The 19,792-nt window shown below is 70.6% G+C and carries 22 protein-coding genes; 9 read left to right on the top strand and 13 right to left on the bottom strand.

Annotated elements, in window-relative coordinates; translation table 11 throughout:
* Position 1: 1 nt before the first annotated feature.
* Genes ABZ738_RS19890 through ABZ738_RS19900 form a run of 3 tightly spaced genes read left to right on the top strand, consistent with a single transcriptional unit; the run spans position 2 to position 1,166 of the window.
* A complete protein-coding gene (locus ABZ738_RS19890) occupies positions 2-349 on the top strand; it encodes a metalloregulator ArsR/SmtB family transcription factor (protein WP_131052303.1) in 348 nt (115 codons plus the stop codon).
* Entirely contained in the window at positions 346-813 is a 468-nt protein-coding gene (locus tag ABZ738_RS19895; protein WP_131052302.1) for an SRPBCC domain-containing protein, read from the top strand. The genes ABZ738_RS19890 and ABZ738_RS19895 overlap by 4 nt, the downstream gene beginning before the upstream one ends.
* Positions 810-1,166: a nuclear transport factor 2 family protein gene (locus ABZ738_RS19900; RefSeq protein WP_131052301.1), complete on the top strand. Its 357-nt coding sequence runs from the start codon at positions 810-812 to the stop codon at positions 1,164-1,166. The genes ABZ738_RS19895 and ABZ738_RS19900 overlap by 4 nt, the downstream gene beginning before the upstream one ends.
* A gap of 101 nt (positions 1,167-1,267) precedes the next feature.
* Here the strand turns inward: ABZ738_RS19900 and ABZ738_RS19905 are convergent, their stop codons facing one another.
* Positions 1,268-1,456, bottom strand: coding sequence for a DUF397 domain-containing protein (locus ABZ738_RS19905; RefSeq protein WP_131052300.1), 189 nt, complete (start codon positions 1,454-1,456; stop codon positions 1,268-1,270).
* Between the two features lie 308 nt (positions 1,457-1,764).
* Between ABZ738_RS19905 and ABZ738_RS19910 the strand changes: the two genes are divergently transcribed.
* On the top strand, positions 1,765-2,706 hold the full coding sequence (locus ABZ738_RS19910; protein ID WP_357215114.1) for an acyltransferase domain-containing protein: 942 nt from the start codon (positions 1,765-1,767) through the stop codon (positions 2,704-2,706).
* Between the two features lie 21 nt (positions 2,707-2,727).
* Here ABZ738_RS19910 and ABZ738_RS19915 read toward each other — a convergent pair whose 3' ends face one another.
* A complete protein-coding gene (locus ABZ738_RS19915) occupies positions 2,728-4,203 on the bottom strand; it encodes an NAD(P)/FAD-dependent oxidoreductase (protein ID WP_357215117.1) in 1,476 nt (491 codons plus the stop codon).
* Between the two features lie 326 nt (positions 4,204-4,529).
* On the opposite strand from ABZ738_RS19915, the gene ABZ738_RS19920 reads away from it, so the two are divergent.
* Both ABZ738_RS19920 and katG read left to right on the top strand, forming a co-directional pair.
* Positions 4,530-4,955 carry a Fur family transcriptional regulator gene (locus ABZ738_RS19920; protein ID WP_131052297.1) on the top strand — a complete coding sequence of 142 codons (426 nt, stop codon included), beginning with the start codon at positions 4,530-4,532 and terminating at the stop codon, positions 4,953-4,955.
* 40 nt (positions 4,956-4,995) lie between these two features.
* Positions 4,996-7,272 carry a catalase/peroxidase HPI gene (katG, locus tag ABZ738_RS19925; protein ID WP_357215121.1) on the top strand — a complete coding sequence of 759 codons (2,277 nt, stop codon included), beginning with the start codon at positions 4,996-4,998 and terminating at the stop codon, positions 7,270-7,272.
* A gap of 99 nt (positions 7,273-7,371) precedes the next feature.
* Here the strand turns inward: katG and ABZ738_RS19930 are convergent, their stop codons facing one another.
* The 4 genes from ABZ738_RS19930 to ABZ738_RS19945 form a co-directional block, all read right to left on the bottom strand.
* Complete coding sequence (locus tag ABZ738_RS19930; protein WP_357215124.1) at positions 7,372-7,992, bottom strand: DUF1775 domain-containing protein; 621 nt, start codon at positions 7,990-7,992, stop codon at positions 7,372-7,374.
* Positions 7,989-9,821, bottom strand: a complete 1,833-nt coding sequence (locus ABZ738_RS19935) for a FixH family protein (protein ID WP_357215127.1) — start codon at positions 9,819-9,821, stop codon at positions 7,989-7,991. The genes ABZ738_RS19930 and ABZ738_RS19935 overlap by 4 nt, the downstream gene beginning before the upstream one ends.
* Positions 9,822-9,836: 15 nt before the next feature.
* On the bottom strand, positions 9,837-10,544 hold the full coding sequence (locus ABZ738_RS19940) for a YcnI family protein (protein ID WP_131053014.1): 708 nt from the start codon (positions 10,542-10,544) through the stop codon (positions 9,837-9,839).
* A gap of 112 nt (positions 10,545-10,656) precedes the next feature.
* Complete coding sequence (locus ABZ738_RS19945) at positions 10,657-11,496, bottom strand: methyltransferase domain-containing protein (RefSeq protein ID WP_357215131.1); 840 nt, start codon at positions 11,494-11,496, stop codon at positions 10,657-10,659.
* Positions 11,497-11,737: 241 nt separating this feature from the next.
* Between ABZ738_RS19945 and ABZ738_RS19950 the strand changes: the two genes are divergently transcribed.
* From ABZ738_RS19950 to ABZ738_RS19960, 3 genes are read left to right on the top strand one after another with little or no spacing between them, the layout of a single operon-like run.
* Positions 11,738-12,100 (top strand): DUF2089 domain-containing protein, encoded by a 363-nt coding sequence (locus ABZ738_RS19950; protein WP_357215134.1) that lies wholly within the window; start codon positions 11,738-11,740, stop codon positions 12,098-12,100.
* Positions 12,097-12,357: a hypothetical protein gene (locus ABZ738_RS19955; protein ID WP_357215137.1), complete on the top strand. Its 261-nt coding sequence runs from the start codon at positions 12,097-12,099 to the stop codon at positions 12,355-12,357. The genes ABZ738_RS19950 and ABZ738_RS19955 overlap by 4 nt, the downstream gene beginning before the upstream one ends.
* Positions 12,358-12,377: 20 nt before the next feature.
* A complete protein-coding gene (locus ABZ738_RS19960; RefSeq protein ID WP_131053017.1) occupies positions 12,378-12,803 on the top strand; it encodes a hypothetical protein in 426 nt (141 codons plus the stop codon).
* A gap of 42 nt (positions 12,804-12,845) precedes the next feature.
* Here ABZ738_RS19960 and ABZ738_RS19965 read toward each other — a convergent pair whose 3' ends face one another.
* The 7 genes from ABZ738_RS19965 to ABZ738_RS19995 all read right to left on the bottom strand — a co-directional run bounded on the left by ABZ738_RS19965 (position 12,846) and on the right by ABZ738_RS19995 (position 19,765).
* Positions 12,846-14,333 (bottom strand): FGGY-family carbohydrate kinase, encoded by a 1,488-nt coding sequence (locus ABZ738_RS19965; protein ID WP_357215142.1) that lies wholly within the window; start codon positions 14,331-14,333, stop codon positions 12,846-12,848.
* Complete coding sequence (locus tag ABZ738_RS19970) at positions 14,323-14,844, bottom strand: PPC domain-containing DNA-binding protein (RefSeq protein ID WP_131053019.1); 522 nt, start codon at positions 14,842-14,844, stop codon at positions 14,323-14,325. Before ABZ738_RS19970 ends, ABZ738_RS19965 begins: the two co-directional genes overlap by 11 nt.
* Positions 14,845-14,864: 20 nt before the next feature.
* Positions 14,865-15,752: a carbohydrate ABC transporter permease gene (locus ABZ738_RS19975; protein WP_131053020.1), complete on the bottom strand. Its 888-nt coding sequence runs from the start codon at positions 15,750-15,752 to the stop codon at positions 14,865-14,867.
* A 4-nt stretch (positions 15,753-15,756) separates the two neighbouring features.
* Positions 15,757-16,698 (bottom strand): sugar ABC transporter permease, encoded by a 942-nt coding sequence (locus tag ABZ738_RS19980; protein ID WP_176093694.1) that lies wholly within the window; start codon positions 16,696-16,698, stop codon positions 15,757-15,759.
* A 63-nt stretch (positions 16,699-16,761) separates the two neighbouring features.
* Positions 16,762-18,111 carry a sugar ABC transporter substrate-binding protein gene (locus ABZ738_RS19985; RefSeq protein WP_161594951.1) on the bottom strand — a complete coding sequence of 450 codons (1,350 nt, stop codon included), beginning with the start codon at positions 18,109-18,111 and terminating at the stop codon, positions 16,762-16,764.
* Positions 18,108-18,947 carry a cyclase family protein gene (locus tag ABZ738_RS19990; RefSeq protein WP_131053023.1) on the bottom strand — a complete coding sequence of 280 codons (840 nt, stop codon included), beginning with the start codon at positions 18,945-18,947 and terminating at the stop codon, positions 18,108-18,110. The genes ABZ738_RS19985 and ABZ738_RS19990 overlap by 4 nt, the downstream gene beginning before the upstream one ends.
* Complete coding sequence (locus ABZ738_RS19995) at positions 18,944-19,765, bottom strand: cyclase family protein (RefSeq protein WP_131053024.1); 822 nt, start codon at positions 19,763-19,765, stop codon at positions 18,944-18,946. Before ABZ738_RS19995 ends, ABZ738_RS19990 begins: the two co-directional genes overlap by 4 nt.
* Positions 19,766-19,792: the final 27 nt, after the last annotated feature.

A 19,792-nucleotide genomic window follows, 5' to 3' on the forward strand; every position in this document is an offset into this window, starting at 1 on the left:
CATGCCAGCCTCGCTCGTCGCACCCGGGCCTGACCTCGACTCGGCCTTCGCCGCACTCGGTGATCCCGTCCGCCGTGCCCTGGTGGCTCGCCTCGCACAGGGTGATGCCACGGTGGGTGAACTCGCCGCGCCGTTCGCCATGACCCCGCAGGCGATCTCGCACCACGTCGGTGTCCTGCGGCGGTGCGGTCTCGTGGAGCAGCGGCGCGAGGGCACCAAGCGTCCGTGTCGGCTCCGGGTCGACCACCTGTCGCAGCTCAGCACGTGGATCGACGATCAGCGCCGCATCTGGGACGACCGGCTCGACGTCCTGGCGCAGCACCTCGCCGACGACGGAGCGCCACGATGACCGCCCGCGCGGAACTGCACGGCGACGAACTGATCGCACGGCGGCGTCTCCCGGCGGCACCGGAGCGGGTCTGGGTCGCCTTCACCTCGCCGTCCGGCATCGCGGCGTTCTGGGGCGGTACGCACGCCACCGTGCCGCCCGAGTCGGTGACCGTCGACCTGCGTCCCGGTGGAGAGTTCGCGCTCGACACCCGTGGGCCGAACGGCGCGACCCGGCGGCTCCGGTTCGTCTATGTGAGCGTCGACGCACCGCACCGGCTCGTGTTCGACGAGTCCACCACGGGCCTGCGGACCACCGTCACCGTTCACCCTGCCGACGGCGGCGCGGATCTCACGGTTCACCAGCGCCGACTGCCGCCCGAACTGCGGACGGCCCAGGCAGCCGACGGGCTGGCCTCGATTCTCGACGCACTAGCCACTCACTTGCACCATTCCGATGTCATGCCAGGACGGAGCACCCGATGACCCAGCAGACCCAACGCCACCTCGTCGCGGAGTACTTCGAGGGATTCCGGACGAGCGACCACCGGCGAATCCTCGCGACCCTCAGCGACGACGTCGAATGGGTCATCCACGGCCACCGCACCACCCACGGCAAGACGGCGTTCGACGGCGAGATCGAGAACCCGGGTTTCACCGGCAGCCCCGAACTCGACGTGCAGCGTGTCTACGAGGACGGCCCGGTCGTCGTCGCCACCGGCGAGGGACGTGGCACCAGCGTCGATCACGGGCCGTTCCGCTTCGCCTTCAACGATCTGTTCACGTTCCACGACGGGTTCATCGCCCGCGTCGACTCCTACGTCGTTCCGCTGTCCTGAGGCACGCGGTGCCGGGTCGATCACTCGGCTTGGTGCCGGGCAGCGCTGTGGAAGGTGGTAGTGGGCGAGTGTGGTGACCGATTGTCACCACACTCGTATGCTCAGGCGTCGAAACGGCCGGCCTTGATGCCCCGGACGAAGCCGGTCCACTGGTCGGCGGTGAAGGACAGCGGCGACCCCTGCCGATCCTTGCTGTCGCGGACCATGACGATCTGGGACGGGGTGGCAACCTCGACGCAGTTGCCGCCCCCGTTGCTGCGCGTGCTCTTCTTCCACCTCAGTGCCGTCATGTCTGTTCCTCCGCGATCGATGCGATGAGCTTGCGGGACTGCGCTTCGGTGGACTCGTCGAGCACAGTACGTCGAACTGTGGAGCGCGTGGCGTGAGACGTGTCAGGAGAGCTTGTCGACCAAGGCGTACGGCCACGCCTCGCTGTATCTCCTCGCGGGTCATCTCGGACGCCCGGGGTGAGGCGGTCGAGCGTCGCGCCGTCTTCGTCCAGCCGGCCGGACTGCGGGCCGCCCCGGTGCCCGTGGCGGTCGGGGCAGGCGCGTCGCCGGGGCTTGCGGCGGTCACCTCGCTGAGTAGGTTCGTCGATGTGGACCTGGAGGACATCGCCGCCCGGCTCGGCGTACCCGTCGAGGACGTCACGCGTGTCGATCGGCTCGCCGGTGACCGGCCGTCGGCCCCGTTGCCCGCGAAGGCCGACGCGCCCGAGATCCTGGACCGGCTCGCCGTACGCCCGGACGACGCCGCCGAGATCCTGGCCGGCTGGCCCGATCCCGACTCGGCGCTGTGGACCCCGGAGCTGCGGTGGCTGCTCGACCGCTCGATCGCCCTGGTCCGCGCCGACCTCGGCGGCCACGAGTGGCTGCCGCCCGGCCCGGAGGTGCCCCGCGATCGCGGACCGGCCTGGCGGCACCTGTACGTGTACGCGTACCTGGCCCTGCTCGACGTGGTGCGCGCCTTCCACCGCGACCACGGCGTCCCCGACGCGGTGTCCTGGACGACCCTGGCGGACCTGGGCCGCAACCTCGCGATCGACCGGCGGATGCACCGCGAGGGCTGGCCGGTCATGCAGAGCTGGTTGACCCTGCACGCGCGCGGCAGCGTCTACGAGCTGGGCCGGTTGCAGCACCAACGCGGCGACACCATCGGCCTGCACGTCCCCGAGTCGGGGCCGCTGAGCCCGCAGGCGGTCGACGACTCGCTCGACCGGGCCCGCGTCTTCTTCCCGCGCCACTTCCCCGACGAGGAGTACACGGCGTTCTCCTGCGGCTCGTGGCTGCTCGACCCGCAACTGCGGGAGTACCTGCCGGAGGACTCCCACATCGTCCAGTTCCAGCGCCGGTTCACGCTGGAGCCCTACGAGGAGCCGGAGGGACTGGACGCAGATGTCGAGGTGCGGCGGTTCGTGTTCCGCAGCCTGAGCACGCCCCTGGACGACCTGCCGCGCCGCACCGTGCTGCACCGCGCGGTCGTCGACCACCTGCGCGCGGGTAGCCACTGGCACTGGCGTCGGGGGCACTTCCCGATCTGACCATCCGCGTCGGTGCCGGAGTCAGCCGGTCGGCTGCTCCGGCGCGCCGTGCCGCGCGGCCTCCGGTCCCGGCACGGCCGCCCGTTGCCCGGGTACGTCGGTACCCGTCGACCCGTCCGACCCGGTGGCGGCCGCGGTCACCGCGGGCGTGGCGGACTCGGTGGCCTCCCGCAACGCGGTACGCGCCAGCACCTGCTGCAACGTCACGGTCCGCTCGGAGCGGCCCCGACCGATGAAGCTGACGAACCAGTGCAGTACGGCGGTGACCCGGTTCTTGAAGCCGACCAGGTACAACAGGTGCACGGCGAGCCAGAGCAGCCACCCGGTCAGTCCGGCCAACCGCAGCCGACCGACGGTGGCCACCGCCGAGAAGCGCGAGATGGTCGCCATGCTGCCCTTGTCGCGGTACCGGAAGGGCTGATCCGCCGGCTCGCCCCGCAGCCGGCGCAGGATCTGCCGGGCCGCGTACCGCCCGCCCTGGATGGCCACCTGCGCCACACCCGGCAGCCGGTCCAGCGACATCAGGTCGCCGACGACGAACACCTCGGGACGCCCGGGCAGGGTCAGGTCCGGCTCGACCTTGACCCGACCGGCCCGGTCGGTCTCGGCGCCGGCCCGGGAGGCCAGGTGCGCGCCCAGCGGTGACCCCGACACCCCGGCCGCCCAGATCTTCGTCCGGCACTCGATGCGCCGTCGCCGGCCGTCCCGGTCGGCCACCTCGATGCCGTCGTCGTCCACGCCCACCACCGTGGCGCCCAGCTCCACGTCGACACCGAGGCGGTGCAACTGCTGCAACGCTTTGCCGGAGAGCCGGTCCCCGAACGTGCCGAGGACCGAGTCACCGGCGTCCAGCAGGATGATCCTGGCCTTGCGGGGGTCGATGCGGCGGAACTCGCCCGGCAGGGTCCGGTGCGCCAGCTCGGCGATCTGCCCGGCCATCTCCACGCCGGTGGGTCCGGCGCCGACCACCACGAACGTCATCCACCGGGCGATGGTCGCCGGGTCGGTCTCCAGCTCGGCCAGCTCGAACGCCCCGAAGATCCGTCCGCGCAGTTCGAGCGCGTCGTCGATGCTCTTCATGCCGGGCGCGTGCTCGGCGAACTCGTCGTGGCCGAAGTACGACTGCGTCGCCCCGGCGGCGACGATCAGGCTGTCGTACTCGACGCGGAACGTGGTCAGCGGCGCGTTCGCGGTGACCGTCCGGGTCTCCAGGTCGATGTCGGTGACCTCGCCGAGCAGGACCTCGGCGTTGCGCTGCCGACGCAGGATCTCGCGGGTGGCGGGCGCCACCTCGCCGGGGGAGAGGATGCCGGTCGCCACCTGGTAGAGCAGCGGCTGGAACAGATGGTGGGTGGTCCGCGCGACCATCGTCACGTCCACCGGTGCGCGGCGGAGCGCCTTGGCCGCGAAGAGGCCGCCGAAGCCGGATCCGACGATCACCACCCGGTGCCGCCGGTCACCGGTGCCCGTGCCGTCGGCGGTCCTGTCTCGGTTCATCTGCGCTCTCCGTCCCGGTGTGAGCCACGCCCTCGGGCGTCTGCACGTCATCCTCAGGCGCGCTCCCGGCCTGGCGGAACCGGCGGCTCGACCAATCTGTTCTGATTTCCGGTGCGTCGGCGGCGAAACCCGCACCATGGTGGCTCCGGCCACGCCCGGAGCAGGGCGCCGTGTCCGGCACCGTGCGCCGTCCGTTGCCTCTGTGACGGTGCTCACCGGCGTCGCCCGTCGCCCACGCGAGGGCCGACGCGAACAGACCGTGACACGGGCGTGCGGAGCGTCAGCAAACTTGATTGATTCCAAAAGAGTGGAGTAGGTTGGCCGGCATGACGTCCGACTTCGAGGCCCAGCTCCGCGCGGTCTCGTTGCGCGTGACCCGGCCCCGACTGGCGGTGCTCGCGGCGCTGCGGGACCACCCGCACGTCGACACCGATGCGGTGACCCGGCTGGTCCGGGCCGACCACCCCACCGTGTCCCACCAGGCCATCTACGACGTGCTGCGGGCGCTGACCGACGCCGGTCTGGTGCGGCGCATCCAGCCCGCCGGAGCCGTCGCCCGATACGAGTCCCGGGTCGGGGACAACCACCACCATGTCGTCTGCCGCTCCTGCGGCGCGATCGCCGACGTGGACTGCGCCGTCGGCGACGCACCCTGTCTCACCGCCTCCGACGACCACGGCTTCGTGGTCGACGAGGCGGAGGTCGTCTACTGGGGCACCTGCCCCGACTGCGACCGCACGCACCACCAGTGACACGCACCACCAGTGATCCGCCAGGTCGGAAGGAAGCACATTGAGTAACCCACAGCACGACGGTCCGTCGAGTGCCCAGGGCGTGGACAAGAAGGCCGAGTCCGGCTGCCCGGTCGCGCACGACTCGGTGACCGCGCACGGCAGCGAGAGCGAGAACCCGGCGATCGACTCGCCCACCCCGAAGACCGGCGGTCGCCCGCACACCAACCGGGACTGGTGGCCCAACCAGCTCGACCTCTCGGTGCTGCACGCCCACTCGTCGAAGGGCAACCCGCTCGGCGCCGACTTCAGCTACGCGCAGGCGTTCGCCAAGCTCGACGTCGAGGCGCTCAAGCGGGACATCACCCAGGTCCTCACCACCTCGCAGGACTGGTGGCCGGCCGACTTCGGCCACTACGGCGGTCTGATGATCCGGATGAGCTGGCACGCCGCCGGCACGTACCGCATCGAGGACGGCCGTGGCGGCGCGGGTGACGGCGGGCAGCGGTTCGCTCCGCTCAACAGCTGGCCGGACAACGCCAACCTGGACAAGGCCCGCCGCCTGCTGTGGCCGGTCAAGCAGAAGTACGGCCAGCAGATCTCCTGGGCCGACCTGCTCGTGCTCGCCGGCAACGTGGCGCTGGAGTCGATGGGCTTCAAGACCTTCGGCTTCGCCTTCGGCCGCCCCGACGTGTGGGAGCCCGAGGAGATCTTCTGGGGGCCGGAGGACACCTGGCTCGGTGACGAGCGCTACGTCTCCGAGCAGGAGATGTCCCAGGGCGTCGGCGCGACCGAGATGGGCCTCATCTACGTCAACCCCGAGGGCCCCCGGGGCAACGCGGACCCGCTGGCGGCGGCGCACTTCATCCGGGAGACCTTCGCCCGGATGGCGATGAACGACGAGGAGACCGTCGCGCTCATCGCCGGTGGCCACACGTTCGGCAAGACCCACGGTGCCGGCGTCGCCGACGACCACGTCGGCCCCGAGCCCGAGGGCGCCCCGCTGGAGTCGCAGGGCCTGGGCTGGCTGAGCACGCACGGCAGCGGCAAGGGCGCCGACACGATCACCAGCGGCCTCGAGGTCACCTGGACCGACCGGCCGACCGAGTGGAGCAACCGCTTCTTCGAGATCCTCTTCGGCTACGAGTGGGAGCTGACCACCAGCCCGGGTGGTGCCAAGCAGTGGGTCGCCAAGGACGCCGAGGCGATCATCCCGGACGCCCACGACCCGTCGAAGAAGCACAAGCCCACCATGCTGACGACGGACCTGTCGCTGCGCGTGGACCCGGCGTACGAGCGGATCTCCCGCCGGTTCCTGGAGAACCCCGACGAGTTCGCGCTCGCCTTCGCCAAGGCGTGGTACAAGCTGCTGCACCGCGACATGGGTCCGGTCAGCCGCTTCCTCGGCCCGTGGGTCCCCGAGGCCCAGCTCTGGCAGGACCCGGTCCCGGCCGTCGACCACGAGCTGGTCGGTGACGCCGACGTCGCCGCACTCAAGGCCAAGGTCCTGGAGTCCGGGCTGAGCACCGCCCAGCTCGTCTCCACCGCGTGGGCCTCGGCCGCCAGCTTCCGCTACACCGACAAGCGGGGCGGCGCCAACGGTGCCCGGATCCGTCTCGAGCCGCAGCGCAGCTGGGAGGTCAACCAGCCGGAGCAGCTCGCCGCGGTGCTGAAGACCCTGGAGGACATCCAGCGGGAGTTCAACTCCGCCGGTGGCGCGAAGATCTCCCTGGCGGACCTGATCGTGCTGGCCGGCTCGGCCGCCGTCGAGAAGGCGGCGCGTGACGCCGGGGTCGAGATCACCGTCCCGTTCCACCCGGGTCGCACCGACGCCAGCCAGGAGCAGACCGACGTCGAGTCGTTCCGGGTCCTGGAGCCGCGTGCCGACGGGTTCCGCAACTACCTGCGTCCGGGTGAGAAGACCCAGCCGGAGGTCCTGCTCGTCGACCGGGCCTACATGCTCAACCTGACCGCGCCCGAGATGACCGCCCTGATCGGTGGCCTGCGCTCCCTCGGGAACAACGTCGGCGACAGCCGCCACGGCGTCCTCACCGACCGGCCCGGCGTGCTCACCAACGACTTCTTCGCCAACCTGCTCTCCCCGGGCACCCGGTGGAAGGCGTCGGAGTCCGAGGAGAACGTGTACGAGATCCGCGACCTGGCCACCGACGAGGTGAAGTGGACCGCCACCGCGGTCGACCTCGTCTTCGGCTCCAACTCGCAGCTCCGGGCGCTCGCCGAGGTCTACGCCAGCGACGACGCCCACGGCAAGTTCGTGGCCGACTTCGTCGCGGCCTGGACCAAGGTGATGGAACTCGACCGGTTCGACCTGGCCTGATCCACGTCGCACCGCAGGGGCCCCGGCCGATCGTCGACGATCGACCGGGGCCCCTCCCGTTTCGAAAGACCGTACGGGCACGCAGAACCCGCCGACGCCCTACGCGGGACGACGGGCGACCAGGAGACCCGCCCCGGCGGCGAGCACGACGAACACGACCACCACGGTCAACGCCTGGCCCAGCGTCGCGCCCCCGCCCTCCGACGGTGTCCCGCCGCCAGCGGCGGCCGGCGGCGCGACGGTCGCCTCCGGCGGGGTCTCGAGCACGGCGTTGGTCGTGATCAACCGTGGCGCCGGGTAGTCGCTGTCGGCGGTGCGGTCGATCCAGTCGAGCGAGTTGCCGTCGGCACACCGTTGCAGCACCGGGAAGTGCAACGTGTCGCCCGCCTGGGCCACGATCCGCGTGGTCACGCCCACCTCGGCGGTCTCCCGCCCCGGCCCGGTGAAGGTGACTCGATTCCCGGAGAGCGCGGCGGACCACCCCTCCGGTTCCACCGTGCCGGTCGCGGTCACCCCCTCGGGCAGCGCGACGACCAGCTCGGTGGTGGGGGAGTCGTCACAACTGTGGTCGAAGGCGAACGTCAGGGTCGTGGTGCCGTCGCCGTTCGGCTTCGCCTCCGCGACCTCGACGTGCGCCGCTGCGGGCGCCGCCCCCCACGCCAGGTACGCGACGACACCGGTCGCCACGGCAGCCGCCCGGATCCACCGTCGCGACCTCATCCGACGTCCACCGTGACGCGGGCGACCGGACTCTCGTACTTGGAGGTCCGCACGCTGACCTGAACCACCCAGGAACCGGCGAGCGGCAGGTCGACGACCGCCTCGTACCGGCCCGGCCCGGTCGGCGAGAGCGTCCGCTCCAGCGGACCGACGTCCATCGCGGGCAACTGGACCGTCAACCTCGGGTCGTCGACCGGTGCGATCGGCTGGCCCGCCGCATCGAGGATATTCAGTTCCATCGAGTTCACTCCTACCACCCCGGGGGTCAGCCGGACGACGGCCCGACCCGACCCCAGCGGCGCCTCCGCCACGATCGGACGGTCCCCGGCGTCGGCCGGCGGACGCGTGCCGGTGTCGGTGACCGGGCTCTGCGTGACCAGGAACCCGGTCGCGGCGACCACACCGACCAGCAGCGCCGCCTCCCACCGGACCGAGCGGCGCAGCAGCCGCCACGCCGCCGGAGGTCCCTCGTCACGGTCGGTGGCCACCACCCGGGGCACCAGCCGGAAACGGTTGTGTGCGGCCACCGCCAGCACCACGACGGTCAGCCCGACCTTCGTCAGCAGGGCCAGACCGTAGGCCGTGCCCCACAGCGCCTCCCAGGACCCCAGGATGCGCCACCCGAGCAGCACCCCGGCGACGCCGAGCAGGCCGACGAGGACGGCGGCGGTGCGCGAGAACGCGGACACCGTACGCGCCGCCGCTCCCGGCGGCAGGTCGGCCGACCGGGCCAGCGTCCAGGCCAGGGCCACCAGCCCGCCCAGCCACACACCGGCGGTGACCACGTGCAGCACGTCGGCCGGGACGACCAACCAGGCCGGACCATAGGTGCGGGTGTGCCCGACCAGGGCGACCGCCCCCCAGGCGAGGACGACACCGGCGAACGCCACGGCCGTCAGCGCCGCCCGCCGGCCACCGGTGGCGTCGGCCGTCGGTGTGCCTGCGGCTGTCGGTGAGCCCTCAGCCGTCGGTGTGCCCTCGGCCGCTGCGGTGGTGGGCAGCGGCCCGGCGGCAGCGGTGGTGGGCAGCGGCCCGGCGGCAGCGGTCGCCCACCAGGCGGCAGCCAGACCCAGCAGCACCAACAGGGAGCTGAGGGACTCCTCCGCACCGAGCCCGGCGGTCCAGAGGTCGGGGTCGACCAGTCCGTCCAGGTTCCGGCCGTCCTGCCAGGCGGGGACGGCCGGCACCAGGACCAGCCGCGCCAGCAGGGTCAGCCCCACCGACCAGGCGGCCAGCCGCCGCAGCCGCCGCCGCAGCACCGGCGCGTCGGCGCGCAGCAGGACCAGCAGGAAGACGAGTACGCCCGCACCGACCAACAGGCCGAGGTAGGCGAGCGCCTCGAAGACCTGACGCAGCACGTCCAGCCCGCGTCCCGGACTGCTCTCCGGCACCGCCACGGCGGAACTGCTCGGCGCGCCCACCGCGAAGCTGAACCCACCCGATACGGGATGGCTGTCGGCGGAGATCACCCGGAACGTGACGATGTAGGTGCCGCCGGGCAGCTCCGGCGGCACGGTCAGGACCACCGTGGTGTCCACCGACCGGCTGTCGCCGGACAGCTCCTCGCCGGCCGCGTCGAGCAGCCGCACGCCACCCGGGCGGACCGCGACCGGTTCGTTGAAGGTCAACGTGATCTGGCCCGGCGTGGTCGCCAGCACGGCACCGTCGGCCGGGTCGGTGCCCAGCAGGACGGCGTGGGCGGCGGCCGGGGTCGCCGGCACGACGGCCGCCAGCAGGCCGAGCAGGACGGCGAGCACGGCGGACCACGCCCACCGCGCCCGCCTGCCGGCTGCCGCCCGCCGTGCCGTCAGGCCGCTCGGGGACGTCACCTGCGTCTCCGCCCGTCAGGCCGTCCTGCGGGTACGCACCAGCGCCAGCCCGCCGGCCAGCAGACCCAGCGCGCCGAGGACCAGGGCGATCCACCCGACCGCGCCGGTGCCACCGTCGCTGGACTCCGTGCTCGTCTGCGCGACCGGCTGCACCGAGGCGTCGTCGGCGTCGCCGTCGGCCTGCGCGGTCAGCACGAACTTCGGTGCCGGGTACTCCAGCTCGTCGGCGTTCTGGCCCTCGGCGGGCAGCTGCACCCAGGGCGTCTCGCCCTGCTCGCAGGTCTGCACCGAGGGGAACGCCAGCGTCTCACCGGCGGCGTCAGGCAGCTTCACCGACAGCTCGAAGGTGTCCCGCAGGTCGTCCGGCAGCGGCGTCCTGGCGGTGTAGACCACCTCGGCGACCCGCTGGGTGACCTCGTTGCCGTGGCTGTCCTTGACCGGCGGGTTCAGGTCCGCCATCACCTTCTCCACCGTCCAGTTCGGATTCACCGTCGGCGTGACCGTGACGATCTGCTCGGGAATCTGGATGGACACCTTGGTCGTCGCCGAACCGTCGCAGCCGTGCGGCACACCCAGCGTCAGCACCGCGTACGAGCCGGCGGTCGTCACCGACGGGCTGATGGTGACGTGCGCGGCGGCCGGTGAGCCGGTCAGCGCCACCGTCGCGGCGGTGAAGAGCCCGAGAGCACCGAGCTGTGCGACCCGACGACGTGTGAAGAACATGTCTGGACGACCTTCCGGGAGGGGGTGCGGCGACCGGTGCGTACGCACCTCGGTTACCTGGTCGGGCACGCCCCGCCCGGAGTTCCCGGCATTGTCGGAAATTCTGCCCCGATCAGGAATCGGCGCGGGTGCCGAGGGCGAACCGGATGGTGGTGGTCAGCCGGAGGCTTCCGCCGCCGGGGGACAGCACGTCTGCCACGTCGGCGAGGGCAGCGGGCAGCCGCTCGGGCGGGATGCTCTCCAGGATCGCGCGGGATCCGTGTGACCAGACCCAGGCGACGAAGTGGTCGCTGTCGCGGAACCGGCTCTCGAACGGTACGTCCTCGACGGTGACCTGGTGGTAGCCGGCACGCCGCAGCAGGTCGCCGGTCGACTCGCGGGTGGCGAAGTCGTCCTCCCGGCCGGTGGCCGGTGGTTGGCGGCGCTCCGGCGGCACGTGTCGGGCCAGCGTCCCGAGTGCCTCGCTGAAGCGCGGGTCGTAGGCGGCGAAGGTGGTGACGCCGAGCCGCCCGCCGGGGCGCAGGAGCCGGTGGTAGGCGCGCAGTGCGGGCAGCGGCGCCGGCAGCATGAACACGACGAGTCCGGCGAGCACCGTGTCGAAGGTGGCCTCCGGCAGCGGGGGGTCCTCGGCGTCGGCGACCTCGACCCGGACGTTCGGCAGGCCGGCGGTGGCCACGTCGGCGCGGGTCAGGTCGACCATGGTCGGAGCCAGGTCGATGCCGACGACATCGCCGTCGGGCCCCACCGCCTGTGCGGCGGGCATCAGGACGGCGCCTCGTCCGCATCCGACGTCGAGGACCTGTTGTCCCGGGCGGACCCCGGCCCGGCGTACCAGTTCCCGCCCCATCGGGCCGAAGAACTCCACACCGACGCGGTCGTAGGTGGCGGCGCTGCGGTCGAACACCGCCGCCGTGTCGTGGCTGGCGCGGCTCACGCTGATTCGGTTACTCACGGGCTTCCCCCTGCGTCTCTGCTGGTGCCGTCGAATCATCGATCGTCGTGCCTCTATACCCCGCTCGCCCGGACCTTAACGATCACGGTATTCGTTCCAGCCTTCGCGCGTCGTTCGACTCGGGTCGGCGAGGTCGTTGGATCAAGATCGCATTAACTATCCTGAGTTTTAGACGTTGCACGATTAAGAAAATCAAGGTACAAATAAATCGCACGCGGGTTGACGGCGACAGGGGGCACAGGTGGACTGGCAGGAACTGACGGATCTGACCCGCGGGCAACCGTTCGTGGTCGAACGGGTCCGCCTGACCGACAGCGGCGTCGCGGTCGAAGGACAGTTCGAGCCGCCGCAACTGGCGCAACTCGGTGTCGACGACCAGGTGTTCGTGGCCGCCTTCGTGCGGTCGCACGGGTCGATCAAGGAGATGGAGCGGATCTTCGGGGTGAGCTACCCGACGATCAAGTCCCGCCTGAACCGGATCGCCGCGCAGCTCGACTTCGTCGACACCGACCCGGCGCCCACCGGCGCCGACGTCGTCGACCGACTGCGGCGAGGGGAGATCGACGTCGCGCAGGCGCTGGCGGAGCTGGAGAGATCGCGGTGATCCCGCAGCTGGTGACGATCCGTCACCGCCGCTCCGACGGCCGCTGGCGGCGACGGTTCGTGCCGGTGCTGCCGGTCCTTCTGCTGATCAGCCCACTACTGCTGCTCGCCGTGCCGGTCGCACTGGTCGCCTGCCTGGTCACCCGGGTGAACCCGGTGGCCGCGTTCCGGGGCGTGGGACAGGTGCTGGGGGCACTGCCCGGCACCCGGATCGAGATCGCGCAGGGCGACAAGACCCTGCTGGTAAGCGTCAGATGAGTCGAGGAAGAGGGACCGACATGAACGAGCAGCGACGCCAGATCCTGCAGATGCTGGCCGACGGGAAGATCACCGCAGACGAGGCGGAACAGCTCATCGGCGCCCTGGAGCGTGAGCAGCCGGAATCCCCGACGGCGACGACCCTGACCCGCCCGAAGGCCCGCCCCAAGTACCTGCGCGTGATGGTGACCACGCAGGACGAGGACGGTCCGGGCCGGGTCAACATCCGGGTCCCGCTGCAACTGCTGCGCGCCGGGGTACGCCTCACCAGCCTGGTCCCCCCGCAGGCACTCAGCAAGGTCAACGTCGAACTGGCCAAGTCGGGCGTACCCATCGACCTGACCCAGCTCAAGCCCCAGCACATCGAGGACCTCGTCGAACAGCTCGACGACATGACCATCGACGTGGACCAGTCCGAGGCCAAGGTGCAGGTCTTCTGCGAGTGACCCTCGCCCCGGAGGTCACTCCGCATCGTGGCCCTGGAGGTCTCAGCCGGCCTCCGCCCGTTCGGTCATCCCATGGACGATGTCCCGGGTCGCCGGATACAGGGAACGGTATGCCGTGTAGCCACGGTGGTAAGCGGCGGCCGTCGACGGATCCGGTTCCACCCGGGCAGCCCACCGTGTCCAGTCGTCGTCGCTGTCGACCAGCCCGACCGCGAGGCCGGCAAGGTACGCGTCGCCGTAGCTGGCCCCGATCGTCTGCTCGGGGACCAGCTGCGGCTGACCGGTGACGTCCGAGATGATTCGGGTCCACAGCGGACGGGCGCCCCCGCCCACCGCGATGACCCGCTCGGGTGGCGTCAGCAGACCGGCCATCTCGTCGAGGTGGTGCCGGACCGCGTACCCGATTCCTTCCAGCACCGCCCGATAGAGATGTCCACGCCCGTGGTCGAGGGTCAGGCCGGCGACGACACCACGCGCCTTCTCGTCGAACAACGGAGTTCGCTCGCCCGCGAAGTACGGCAGCACCACCAGGTCGTCGGCGCCGGCGGGCACCACGGCGGCCTCGGTGGCCAGCCGCTCGTAGTCGGTCCCGCCGACGAGATCGCGCAGCCACTCGACCACCGCACCCGAGGTGGCGGTGCCACCCGCGACGCAGAAGCTGCCGGGAAAGAGGCCGGTGGTCGCCCACAACCTCGGATGGACGACCGGTGCGGTCACCGTGCGGGTGAGGAACATGGTGGTGCCGTACATCAGCATCAGGTCGCCGGCTCTGGTGGCACCCACGCTGGCGGCCTCAGCCCAGGCGTCGATCGTGCCGGCGGTGACCGGGACGCCCTCGGGCAGGCCGGTGAGCCGTGCGGCGTCACGCGTGACCCGGCCGGCGATCTCGGTGGGCCACAGCAGTCTCGGCAACTCCAGTCCCGGGGCGATCTGCGTGGCCAGGTCGTCGATCCAGGACTGCCCGTGTAGGTCATAGAGCGGGTCGCTCTGGCTGGCCGAGTGGTGGTCGAGGACGTACTCGCCGGTGAGCCGGAACACCAGGAACGAGCTGGCCATGAAGAACCGACAGGTGTCCGCCCAGACCTTTGGCTCGTGCCGTCGGACCCACCGCAGCTTCGGGCCAACAGCCTGACTGGTCAACCGGTTGCCGCCGCGCCGGACGATCTCGTCGGCACCGATGGCGTCGGTCAGTTCGGCGATCTCCGCTGTCGCCCGGGTGTCGACGCCGTACAGGATCGCGGGTCGCAGCGGCCGTCCCTCCACGCTGGCCGGCAGGACGCACGGACCGATGCCGCTGACCGCGACGGCGGCGACCGGCCCGGGAGCCGCCGCGAGCAGGTCCCGCACGATGGCGACGAACTCTGCCCACCAGATCGCCTCGGCGTCGTGCTCCACGTGGCCCGGCCGGGGCCGCGACACCCGGTGCGGGCGGGTCGCGACGGCCAGTACGGCCCCGGCCGGATCGGTGAGGACGCCCTTGCTGCTCGACGTGCCGATATCGACGCCGAGCAGGCAGGGGTCACCGGCCATCGGCAGGTCCCGCGTCGCACCCGTGCAGGCGGATCTGCGGCAGACCGGTGACCTCCCGGTCGTACTCGCGGTCGATGCGGATGTCGGTCAGCTCCTGGAGGAAGACCTCACCCTGGCTCCAGACGGTGGCCCGGAAGACGTGTCCGCCACGGACGTTGCCACCCGCCTCGGAGAACAGGGCGTGGCAGTGCGCCCACAGCTTGCCGTCGAGGGTGGTGACGTTGCCCTGGATGGAGAGGATCTCCATCGGGCGTTGCAACACGACGGTGTCGATCTCGTCGGCGAACTCGTGCTCGCGGTGGATCGGCAGCGTGGTGATGTCTCGGGGGTTGCGCAGGTAGACCTCCTGGATGGTGCCGATCACCGAGAGGATGACGGCGGTGTGTACGCCGTGGTCACGGCACACCTGCTCGATCGAGTCGGTCAACTGGGCGCCGGGCTTGATGCTCGCGGCGATCACACGGCCGTTGCCGGCGGCGCGACTGACGACGGCGGGTACGGTGCTGGTCATGGTGCCTCCCGAGGTGCTGGTTACTTGACGCTGCCCATCGTCATTCCGGTCACGATGTGCCGCTGCGCGGCGAGGGTGAGGACGAAGACGGGCAGCATGATGATCGAGGCGTAGGCCATCATCGGCCCCCAGTCCAGGGACGCCTCGTGGACGAAGTTGAAGACGGCCACCGGCAGGGTGCGGCTGTCGCCGTCGGAGAGGATCAGCGCCATCTTGAAGTCGTTCCAGCTGAAGATGAACGCGAGGATGCCGGCGGTGAGCATGCCGGGTCGGGTCAGCGGCACGGCGATCCGCCAGAACGTCTCCAGCTTCCCGCACCCGTCGACCTGCGCCGCGTCGTGGACCTCGTCGGGCAGGGCGGCGAAGAAGTTCACCATGATGAAGACGGTGAGCGGGAACGTGATGATGACGTGCGACAGGATCAGTGCCGGGTAGGTACCGACCATCCGCAACGCGGTGAACGCGACGAAGAACGGCACCAGATAGGCCACCCCGGGTAGCAGACGGGCGGTCAACAGTGACAGCGACAGTTTGGTCTGCCGGTAGCGGGCGATGCTGTAGGCCGCAGGCACACCGATGAGCAGCCCGAGCAGGCTGGAGCAGGTGGCGACGACCAGGCTGTTGGTCATGTAGCGCGCGAACGGGGTGCGGGTCAGCGCCGCCTGGTAGTTGTCCAGCGTGGGCGTGAAGTCGAACCACTTCGGCGGGATCGTGTAGATGTCGACCTGTTGCTTGAACGACGACGTCAGCATCCAGAAGAACACGAACAGCGCCGGAGCGAGCGCGACGGTGACGGTGACGGCGAGCGCGATCCGACCGAGGATCGATCCACGCCGTCGGCGAGGTCTGGCCACCGGTCGGGTCGGCGGTGGCGCGGTGGCTCGGGTGGCGGTCAGGATCTCGGACATCGGTTCACCCCTGGTCGGTCCGCGCCCGGAGGCGGGTGAAGACGATCGCCACGACGAAGACCAGCAGGGTCAGCCAGACCAGCAGCATCGACCCGTACCCGAAGTGCAGGTACGACAGGCCCTGCTTGAAGGCGTACAGGTTGAGGGTCTCCGAGGCGGTGCCGGGACCGCCGTCCGTGATGACTTTGATGATGTCGAACGTCTTGATGGCGTCGATGAGTCGGAACAGCGCGGCGACGAGGATGACGGGGCTCAACAGCGGCAACGTGACGCTGACGAAGGTACGCACCGGCCCGGCACCGTCGACCTTGGCCGCCTCGAACGGTTCCTGCGGAAGTGCGGCCAGCCCGGCCAGCACGATGAGCATCACCAACGGTGTCCACATCCAGGTGTCCACGATCGCCAGCGCCGGGATGACGAGGTTGGCGTCACTGATCCAGAGCAGGGTCGGTCCACCGACGGACTGCACGAGGTAGTTGAGGATGCCGATGGTCGGGTCGAACATCATCTTCCAGACCAGGGCGACAGCGGCCGGCGTCGCGATCATCGGGAACATGAACAGGGTGCGGGCCACCCCTCGACCAGGGAAGCGCTGGTGGAACAGCAGGGCCGCGCCGACGCCGAGGACGACCTGCAGCCCCACCGACAGGGTGACGAAGTAGACGGTGCGCCAGATGCTGCCCCAGAACTGGCTGTCGCCCAGTGAGCGGGTCAGGTTGTCCAGGCCGACGAACTCCGGTGGTCGCAGCCCGCCGGACCACTCGTGGAAACTGAGATAGACGGTGTAGCCGATCGGGAACGCCAGCATCGCGACGACGACGATCAGTGCCGGGGCCGGCAGGATGTACCGGTCGTAGCGGTCCAGGACGTCGAGCAACGTGCGGCGGGGTACGGGCTGCGGGGGCTTGCGCGCAGACCGTGGGGGGCTTTCGGTGAGCGGAGCCATCGGACCAGGTCCTCCCTTGCGAGGTCCGCGGCCGGAGGCTGGGCCTCCGGCCGCGACCGATCACTAGCGCATCGCGTCGAGCAGGCCCTGCAGCTTGTCGTTCTGCTGGTCGGCCGTCCGCTTGAGGGCGTCGCCGGTCTGGCCTTCCAGGCCCTTGTTGGCGACCAGTCCCGCGATCTCGCGGGCCTCGACGCCCGGGGTCACCGGCGGGTTCATCCGGGCCCGTGCCGTCTCGGTGCTGCTCAGCACCACCTGGGTGAACTCGGGAGTCTTGTCGGCCTGCTTGAACTCGGGCGACCCCCAGGCCGACGCACGCGGGCTGGGCCAGCCGGTGAGTTTCAGGTCGAGGTTCATCTGCTTGCTGGTGGCCCACTGGATGAAGTACCAGGCGGCGTCACCCTTCTCGGAGAAGGGGTTGATGCCGTAGCCCCAACCGCCGATGAACGGCGCGGCGTCGCAGTCGGCACGGGGGACGGTGGTGTACCCGACGTTGCCGGCCACCCGGGACTTCGTCGGATCCTCCAGGTCCTTGACGAACAGGTTCACGTCCAGGAAGGCGAAGACGTTGCCCTGCGCGAACTGCTGGGAGGGCACCGGCCAGTCGAATCCGGCGATGCCGGGCGGCCCGTACTTCGTGCCGAGCTGTCCGTACGCCTCGTATGCCTTGAGCGCCTCCGGCGTGTTGATCGCGGCCTTGCCGTCGGCGACCCACTCACCGCAGTGCGCGTACAGGAATGACGAGAACGGTGTGGTCGTCTGGTACGGGATGCCGCGCAGCGCGAAGCCGTACACCCGGTTGCCGGGGTCGTGCACGGCCGCAGCGGCGGCGTCCCACTCCGCGAAGGTGGTCGGCACCTCCAGACCCGCCTTCTCCAGCAGGTCCTTGCGGTAGTAGACCAGGTCGGTCTGCATCTCCCAGAGGACGGTGACGGTCTGCTCCTCGACCGTCATCGCCTTGCGGATACCGGCCCCGAAGTCCTCGAAGTCGTACTCCGGGTTGGTCATCCCCGGGTTGGTGAGATAGGGGCCGAGGTCGGTGTACCAGCCGTTCTTGGCGAACTGCAGGCCGTCGACCTCGGGGAAGGTCGCCATGACGTCGAAGTCCGAGGCCCGCGAGGTGAGCCGCACCGGCAGGTTCTGCCGGTAGCTGGTGACGTCGGACCCCTCGATCTCGACGGTGATGCCGGTGAGGTCGGTGAACTCGGCCAGCCCGGCCCGCAGACTCTCCACCTGACCGGTGTCGGCCACGTAGACCTTGATCGACTGGCCGTCGTAGCGCTTCCAGTCGAAGGTGTCGCCGGTGTATTCCGGACCCTGGTTCCCGGCGCCGCCCCCGCCGCAGGCGGTGACGGCCAGCGTCGCGGTCAGGGCTATCGCGAGGGTTCGTGTTATCGATCGAAATGATTGTTTCATGTCGGTTCTCCTGACGAGAAGACCGGTGCTTCGGGAGCACCGTCGTCGCCGGAAATCTGGGCGACCACGGTGCAGGGCACCTCGCCGACGCCCTGCACGTTGAGCGGGGCGAGGGTGAGCCGGATCCGGCGCCCGGCGAGGGCGCCACATCCGACCAGTCCGGCCACGGTCCAGATGGACTCGGTCAGAGCCAGGGTGGCGGCCCAGTCGTGCCGCACCTTCTCGGGCCGGTAGTGGTGGAGATAGATCGTGGCAGCGTCCGACGGGTACGCCGGGCGAAGCCAGGGCTGTAGTGCGGTCCACTCGGTCCGGGCGTGGTCGCCACCCGGCCGGTCGAGGTACAGGCAGTCGGTGAGCAGCATGTCCGACGAGTTGGCGCGGAGGCGTTCGACCAGCAACTGGGCCGCCGTGACGCTGAGGTAGGGCCCGTCGAGGTAGTACGCCGCGTCGGCGAAGCGATCCGGATCGTCCCCCCACCCCGTGGCCAGGACCACCGCGTCACCGGCCCGCAGGTCGGCGTCGTCCAGAGCGGCACGGATCGCGTCAGCGGAGATCTCGCCGCCCGGCCCCACCGGGCAGGACAGCACGACCGCCGCCCGGCCGAGCAGCCGCTGTGGTGGCAGCTGGTCGACGGTGGCTCCGGTCGGCGAACCGAGCGCCGGACCCAGCAACCGGGTCGCGGAGCCACTGCCCATGGTGATGTGGAAGAGGTTCGCGCCGTTGTAGGTCAGGGTGGCGATCTCCTCGGTCCGGTACGGCGCCTCCCAGGGGAAGAAGCTGCCGGCCGGTGACTCGGTGGTGATCGGGCGGGTCAGGTTGATGGTGCGCAGGGTCATCGGGCCTCTCCCGCCTCGTCGCCGTCCACGGCCAGCACGGTGCACGGGGCTCCTTCGGCTCCCGCGAGGAACAGGGGCAGCACGGTGATCCGGACCCGCTTGCTGCGCAGCGCGCCGCAGTTGGCCACCGCGGCGACCGGGGACATCGCGAGATGCAGGACGACCGACGACCCCCAGTCCGGGGCACCGCCGCCGGCCCCGCGTTGCGGCGTGTAGTGCCGCATGTAGATGCGGGCCTGCGGGGAGGGGAACGGCGGACGGTCCCACGGCTTGCGGGAGGCCCACTCCGGGAACATGAAGCCCTCGCCGAGATTGCCGATGTACGCGCAGTCGGTCAGCATCAGGTCGCTACCGCGTTCGGTCATCACCTCCGCCAGCCGCTTCGCGCCGTCCAGCGAGAAGTGCGGGGTGGTGGTCGCGTAGTCGTCACCGAGAGTGCGGTAGCGCTCGTCGTCGCCCCACCCGGTGCGCAGCAGCACGGCGTCACCGTCGCGGTAGTCGGGATCGCCGACGACGGCGCGCTCGATGTCGTCGGCCTCGATCTCCTCGCCGGCCTGCTTCGGGATGTCGATGACGACCGTCTCGCGGTCGACCAGCGTGCCGTAGTCGAGTTCGTGGATGCGGGGTGCGTCGTCGTCGTAGCAGGCGCCGAGCATGAGACGGGTGCCCGCCTCGCTGTGGAAGCTCATGTGGTGGGTCGAGACACCCTGCCGTTCGTGAGTCGTCACGGGCGTGAGCTGGAACGGGGAGTCCCAGGCCCACACGTTGCCGACCGGCATGAACGGATAGAGCGGCAGCGTCAGGTTGACTGTTCTCATCGGGCCTCGCTATCTCTCGGTGCGGTC

It is taken from the genome of Micromonospora sp. NPDC047793, from assembly GCF_040642635.1.
Lineage (GTDB): Bacteria > Actinomycetota > Actinomycetes > Mycobacteriales > Micromonosporaceae > Micromonospora.